The sequence below is a fragment of the Pseudomonas sp. DrBHI1 genome (assembly GCF_002205115.1).
GTDB classification, from domain to species: Bacteria; Pseudomonadota; Gammaproteobacteria; order Pseudomonadales; family Pseudomonadaceae; genus Aquipseudomonas; species Aquipseudomonas mosselii.
The window spans coordinates 22,150-28,633 of the sequence record NZ_NIBE01000133.1; the positions used below are offsets into that span (position 1 = coordinate 22,150).

Annotated in this window: 5 protein-coding genes; all 5 read right to left on the reverse strand. The window is 61.8% G+C overall.

What is annotated here, in order from left to right:
• Positions 1-26: 26 nt before the first annotated feature.
• Positions 27-1,340 (reverse strand): branched-chain amino acid transport system II carrier protein, encoded by a 1,314-nt coding sequence (gene brnQ / locus CC207_RS24670; RefSeq protein WP_028690462.1) that lies wholly within the window; start codon positions 1,338-1,340, stop codon positions 27-29.
• 452 nt (positions 1,341-1,792) lie between these two features.
• The gene (gene sucD, locus CC207_RS24675; protein WP_004376004.1) at positions 1,793-2,677 is read right to left on the reverse strand and encodes a succinate--CoA ligase subunit alpha; all 885 of its coding nucleotides are present in this window, start codon (positions 2,675-2,677) and stop codon (positions 1,793-1,795) included.
• Complete coding sequence (gene sucC / locus CC207_RS24680) at positions 2,677-3,843, reverse strand: ADP-forming succinate--CoA ligase subunit beta (RefSeq protein ID WP_003254205.1); 1,167 nt, start codon at positions 3,841-3,843, stop codon at positions 2,677-2,679. Before sucC ends, sucD begins: the two co-directional genes overlap by 1 nt.
• Positions 3,844-4,015: 172 nt before the next feature.
• Positions 4,016-5,452: a dihydrolipoyl dehydrogenase gene (lpdA, locus tag CC207_RS24685; RefSeq protein ID WP_028690460.1), complete on the reverse strand. Its 1,437-nt coding sequence runs from the start codon at positions 5,450-5,452 to the stop codon at positions 4,016-4,018.
• A 96-nt stretch (positions 5,453-5,548) separates the two neighbouring features.
• Positions 5,549-6,484 (reverse strand): 2-oxoglutarate dehydrogenase complex dihydrolipoyllysine-residue succinyltransferase (odhB, locus tag CC207_RS24690; RefSeq protein ID WP_256582354.1); only part of this gene is annotated, 936 nt, incomplete at its 5' end.

Here is a 6,484-nt window from a genome sequence, read left to right on the forward strand (position 1 = left end):
CGCCCTGCCCTTGAGGTTTCAATCCATCAGGCCAGCGCCTCGCGCGGCTTGCCCAGCATGCGATCGCAGACCACGGCGGCGGCCAGAGTGACCACCGAAGGCACCAGCCAGGCCATGCCTTCGTTGCTGAACGGCAGGTGAGCCAGGGCGTCAGGCAGTACGTGGGCAAAGCTGCTGCCCTTGATCGCGTCGACAACGCCGAACACCAGCGACACCAGCATGACCGGGGCCAGGATACGGGTCGGCGAATTCCACAGGTCTTTCACAAAGCTCAGGCCCACGACCACGATGCACGGCGGGTAGATCGCCGTCAGCACGGGAATCGAGAACATGATCAGCTTGGTCAGACCCAGGTTGGAGATCAGCAGCGAGAAGCCGGCCAGGATTACCACAAGGGCACGGTACGACAGCGGCAGGATCTGGCTGAAGTACTCGGCGCAGGCGCAGGTCAGGCCAACGGCGGTCACCAGGCAGGCCAGTGCGATCAACACGGCGAGGAAGCCGCTGCCCAACGAACCAAAGGTGTGCTGCACGTAGGCATGCAGGACCATCGCGCCGTTGGTGGCGTCGGCGGCGATGTCATGGCTGCCCGCGCCAAGGCGGAACAGGCTGACGTACACCAGCACCAGGCCGACACCGGCAATCAGGCCGGCGATGATGGCATAACGGGTGATCAGCTTAGGCGACTCGACGCCACGCGAGCGGATGGCGTTGACGATGACGATACCGAAAACCAGGGCGCCCAGGGTGTCCATGGTCAGGTAGCCATCGGAGAACCCTTTGGAGAACGCGGCGGCGGCATAGGCAGGCTGGGCCTCGCCAATGGTGCCAGCCGGCAGGGCGAAGGCCGCGATGCCCAGCACTGCCAGGGCGATGATCTTCAATGGCGCGAGGAAACGGCCCACGGTGTCGAGCAGCTTGCCCGGATACATGGACACGGCCAGTACCACGGCGAAGTACACGATGCTGTAGATAAGCAGCGCCGTCGGGCTCTCGCCGGTCAACGGCGCAACGCCCACTTCGAACGACACGGTCGCGGTACGCGGGGTGGCGAACAGCGGACCGACCGAGAGGTAGCACACGGCCGCCAGCAGGCCGCCGAAGAACTTGCCGATCGGGCTGCTCAGGGCATCCATGCCGCCACCGACCTTGGCCAGCGCGACCACGGTGATGACCGGCAGGCCCACGGCGGTGACCAGGAAGCCGAGTGCGGCCATCCACACGTTCGGACCGGACTGCAGGCCGACGATGGGCGGGAAGATGATGTTGCCGGCGCCGACGAACAGCGCGAACGTCATAAAGCCAAGCGCCAGGATATCCTGGCCTTTTAACACTTTCATTTAAGGAAATACCACACTGCTGAAATCGGGAGTCGGAGGGGATTTCCCACAGGATGAAGGGAAATGCTGCCCGGCTTGGTGAGCCAGACCCGTTTAGCGTGTCGTTCCCTTTTGGGGTACGGGCACAGAGTGAACGCGTAGCCTACCTGTTTTGCCTGACAAACGCACTGGCACAGTGCTGCTTGTCCGATGTGCGTATGTGTTTGTCGTCTGGTTGAACGTGTTCGGCGACAATTTATTGCGGATTTGAGTGGATGTCTGGTTGAAAATCCTGATTGAGGTGATCGAGTTTTCCTAGCCTTTACTGAGCACGTGCGGGAGCGGCCTTGCCGACCGGTCCGACGCCTCGGTAAGGCCGCTCCCACAAAAACGCGATCGCGGATGACTCGAATAAAAACGACAAAGGCCACCCGAAGGTGGCCTTTGTGCGCGTGGGGGGTACTGCGTGTTACTTACTTCTTGACTTCCCAGCCAGTCAGCTCGGCCAGGGCCTTGCCGATGTCAGCCAGGGAACGCACGGTTTTCACACCGGCGTCCTGCAGGGCGGCGAACTTCTCGTCCGCAGTGCCCTTGCCACCGGAGATGATGGCGCCAGCGTGGCCCATGCGCTTGCCCGCAGGTGCGGTAACACCGGCGATGTAAGAGACAACAGGCTTGGTCACGTTGGCCTTGATGTAGGCCGCGGCTTCTTCTTCAGCGGAACCGCCGATCTCACCGATCATGACGATCGCTTCGGTCTTCGGGTCTTCCTGGAACAGCTTCAGGATGTCGATGAAGTTGGAGCCCGGGATCGGGTCACCGCCGATGCCGACGCAGGTCGACTGGCCGAAGCCGGCGTCGGTGGTCTGCTTCACAGCTTCGTAGGTCAGAGTACCGGAACGCGAAACGATACCGACCTTGCCTGGCAAGTGGATGTGGCCTGGCATGATGCCGATCTTGCACTCGCCCGGGGTGATGACACCTGGGCAGTTAGGGCCGATCAGGGTCACGCCCAGCTCGTCGCACTTGACCTTGGCGTCCAGCATGTCGAGGGTAGGAATACCCTCGGTGATGCAGACGATCAGCTTGATGCCACCGAAGGCGGCTTCCAGGATCGAGTCCTTGCAGAAAGGAGCCGGTACGTAGATGACCGACGCGTCAGCGCCGGTGGCTTCCACGGCTTCTTTCACGGTGTTGAACACCGGCAGGCCCAGGTGGGTGGTGCCACCCTTGCCCGGAGTGACGCCGCCGACCATCTTGGTGCCGTAGGCGATGGCTTGTTCGGAGTGGAAAGTACCCTGCGAGCCGGTGAAGCCCTGGCAGATGACTTTGGTGTCTTTATTGATCAGGACGCTCATTACTTGCCCTCCGCAGCTTTGACAACTTGTTGAGCAGCGTCGGTCAGGCTGGTTGCCGCAATGATGTTCAAACCGCTTTCTGCCAGTACTTTAGCGCCCAGTTCGGCGTTGTTGCCTTCGAGGCGAACGACAACCGGAACCTTGACGCCGACTTCTTTCACAGCGCCGATGATGCCTTCGGCAATCATGTCGCAGCGAACGATGCCGCCGAAGATGTTGACCAGAACGGCCGCGACATTGCTGTCGGACAGAATGATCTTGAACGCTTCGGTAACGCGCTCCTTGGTAGCGCCGCCGCCCACGTCGAGGAAGTTGGCTGGCTTGCCACCGTGCAGGTTGACGATGTCCATGGTACCCATGGCCAGGCCGGCACCGTTGACCATGCAGCCGATGTTGCCTTCGAGGGCAACGTAGTTCAGTTCGAACTTGGCGGCGTGGGCTTCACGGGCGTCGTCCTGCGACGGGTCGTGGAAGGTCTTCAGCTTCGGCTGACGGTACATGGCGTTGGCGTCGATGTTGATCTTGGCATCGAGGCAGTGCAGGTCGCCGTCGGCCTTGATCACCAGCGGGTTCACTTCCAGCAGGGCCAGATCGTGATCCTTGAACAGCTTGGCCAGGCCTACGAAGATCTTGGCGAACTGTTGGACTTGCTTGCCTTCCAGACCCAGCTGGAACGCCAGTTCACGACCCTGGAACGGCTGAGCGCCGACCAGCGGATCGATGGTGGCCTTGAGGATCTTCTCAGGAGTCTCGTGAGCGACTTTCTCGATGTCCACGCCACCTTCGGTGGAGGCCATGAACACGATGCGACGGCTCGAACGATCGACTACAGCGCCCAGGTACAGCTCTTTGGCGATGTCAGTGCAGGATTCGACCAGGATCTTGGAAACTGGCTGACCGTTGGCGTCGGTCTGGTAGGTGACCAGGTTCTTGCCCAGCCACTGAGCAGCGAAGGCCTTGGCGTCTTCCTTGCTGCGAACCAGCTTGACGCCGCCCGCCTTGCCGCGACCACCGGCGTGGACCTGGGCTTTGACGACCCACTCGTTCCCGCCGATCTTGTCGCAGGCTTCTGCAGCTTGCTCAGGGGTATCGACAGCGAAACCCTTGGAAACTGGCAGGCCGTACTCAGCGAACAGCTGCTTACCCTGATACTCGTGAAGATTCATGCTTTTTACCGTCTTCGTTAGGTACTGCGCTTCGGCGCTGCGCCATTAATGGCGCCGCACCACCTGTGACCGTTGACCCCGGGTTTTCCCGTGTGATCCGGTCCGGCGGACGTTCCGCGGTGAGTCTTGCACGCAAGACCCACGACGGGCAGCCCGCCGTGGTTTCTTATAATTAACGCTTCTTACGGTTGGCGACGTGAATGGCACCGCCATTCACCGCCAGCGCTGCTTCATGCAACGCTTCGGACAGGGTCGGATGGCTGAAGACCATCATGCCCAGGTCCTCGGCACTGGTGCCGAATTCCATTGCGATCGCGCCTTGCTGAACCAGCTCGGCAGCCGAAGGGCCGATCACGTGAACGCCCAGTACGCGGTCGGTCTTGGCATCGGCGATGACCTTGACGAAACCACCGGTGTCGTTGGCCGCCATCGCACGGCCGCTGGCCGCGAACGGGAAGGTGCCCACGTTAACCTCAACGCCTTCGGCTTTCAACGCCTGTTCGGTCTTGCCGACCCATGCGATTTCCGGGTGGGTGTAGATGACCGATGGGATCAGGTCGTAGTTCATCTGGGCTTTGTGGCCCTTGATGCGCTCAACGACCATGATGCCCTCTTCCGAGGCCTTGTGCGCCAGCATCATGCCGCGTACCACGTCACCGATGGCATAGACGCCCGGAACGCTGGTGGCGCAGTGATCGTCGACGAAGATGTAGCCACGCTCGTCGATGGTCACGCCGCTGTCGGCGGCCAGCAGGTCGGTGGTCACCGGACGACGGCCGACTGCGACGATCAGCTTGTCGAAGGTGATCTTCTGCTCGCCTTCGGCGTTGGTGTAGGTGACTTCGACTTCGTTGCCGTTGACTTTCGAGCCGGTGACGCGAGCGCCCAGCTTGATGTCCAGGCCTTGCTTGGTCAGGGTCTTCTGGGCTTCTTTCGACACGGCGGTGTCGGCAGCCATCAGGAAGGTGTCCAGGGCTTCCAGGACGGTGACTTCGGCACCCAGGCGAGCCCATACCGAGCCCAGCTCCAGGCCGATGACGCCGGCACCGATGACGCCCAGGCGCTTCGGTACGCTCTGGAATTCCAGGGCGCCGGTGGAATCGACGATGACGTTCTGGTCGACCGGAGCCGGCGGAATGTCGATCGGACGCGAACCGGAGGCCAGGATCACGTTCTCGGCTTCGATGACTTCGGTGGTGCCGTCAGCCTTGGTGACTTCGACTTTCTTGCCGGCCAGCAGCTTGCCGTGGCCCTGGATCGAAGTGACGCCATTGGCCTTGAACAGGGTGGCGACGCCACCGGTCAGGTTCTTGACGATGCCGGCCTTGCGGCCAACCATCGCGGCAACGTCCATCTTCACTTCGCCAGTGGAGATACCGTGCACGTTGAAGCTCTCTTTGGCTTCCTTGTACTTCCAGGAGCTGTCCAGCAGCGCCTTGGACGGAATGCAACCCACGTTCAGGCAGGTGCCGCCCAGGGCCAGCTTGCCCTCGGCGTCGGTGTATTTCTCGATACAGGCAGTCTTCAGACCGAGTTGGGCAGCCTTGATGGCGGCAACATAGCCGCCAGGACCTGCACCAATCACCACTACGTCGAATTTCTGGGTCATAAAAGATTCCTTTTTAGCTTCAAGCGGCAAGCTGCAAGCTGCAAGCCCCGCGCGCTTCGACTTGAAGCTTGCGGCTTGCGGCTTGCAGCTGCGCGATTAGATGTCCAGCAGCAGGCGAGACGGATCTTCCAGCAGGTTCTTGATGGTCACCAGGAAGGTTACCGCTTCCTTGCCGTCGATCAGGCGGTGGTCGTAGGACAGCGCCAGGTACATCATCGGGCGGATCACCACCTGGCCGTTGATGGCCATCGGGCGCTGGATGATGTTGTGCATGCCCAGGATCGCGGCCTGCGGCGGGTTGACGATCGGGGTCGACATCATCGAGCCGAAGGTACCACCGTTGGTGATGGTGAAGGTACCGCCGGTCATCTCTTCGATCGACAGTTTGCCGTCACGGGCTTTCTTGCCAAAGGTGGCGATGCCGTTCTCGATTTCAGCCAGGCTCATCGATTCGGCGTTGCGCAGTACCGGTACCACCAGGCCACGGTCGCTGGAAACAGCGACGCCGACGTCGGCATAACCGTGGTAGACGATGTCGTTGCCGTCGATCGAGGCGTTGACTGCCGGGAAGCGCTTCAGCGCCTCGGTGGCGGCCTTGACGAAGAACGACATGAAGCCCAGGCGCACGCCGTTGTGGGTCTTCTCGAACAGGTCCTTGTACTTCGAACGCAGGGCCATGACTTCGGTCATGTCGACTTCGTTGAAGGTGGTCAGCATGGCCATGCTCGACTGGGCTTCGACCAGACGCTCGGCAATCTTGGCGCGCAGACGGGTCATCGGCACACGCTTCTCGGTGCGGTCGCCAGCGGCGGCGACGACCGGGGCAGCGGCAGCAGCGGCCGGCTTGGCAGCCGGTGCGGCGGCAGGGGCCGACTTCTTGTTGGCGACGGCGGCGACGACGTCTTCCTTGGTGATGCGACCGCCCTTGCCGGTGCCGGCAACGGTAGCCAGGTCGATGCCGTTCTCTTCAGCCAGCTTGCGCGCGGCTGGCGCGGCGACCGGGTCGTCTTCGCCAGCGTCGGCGGCAGCGGC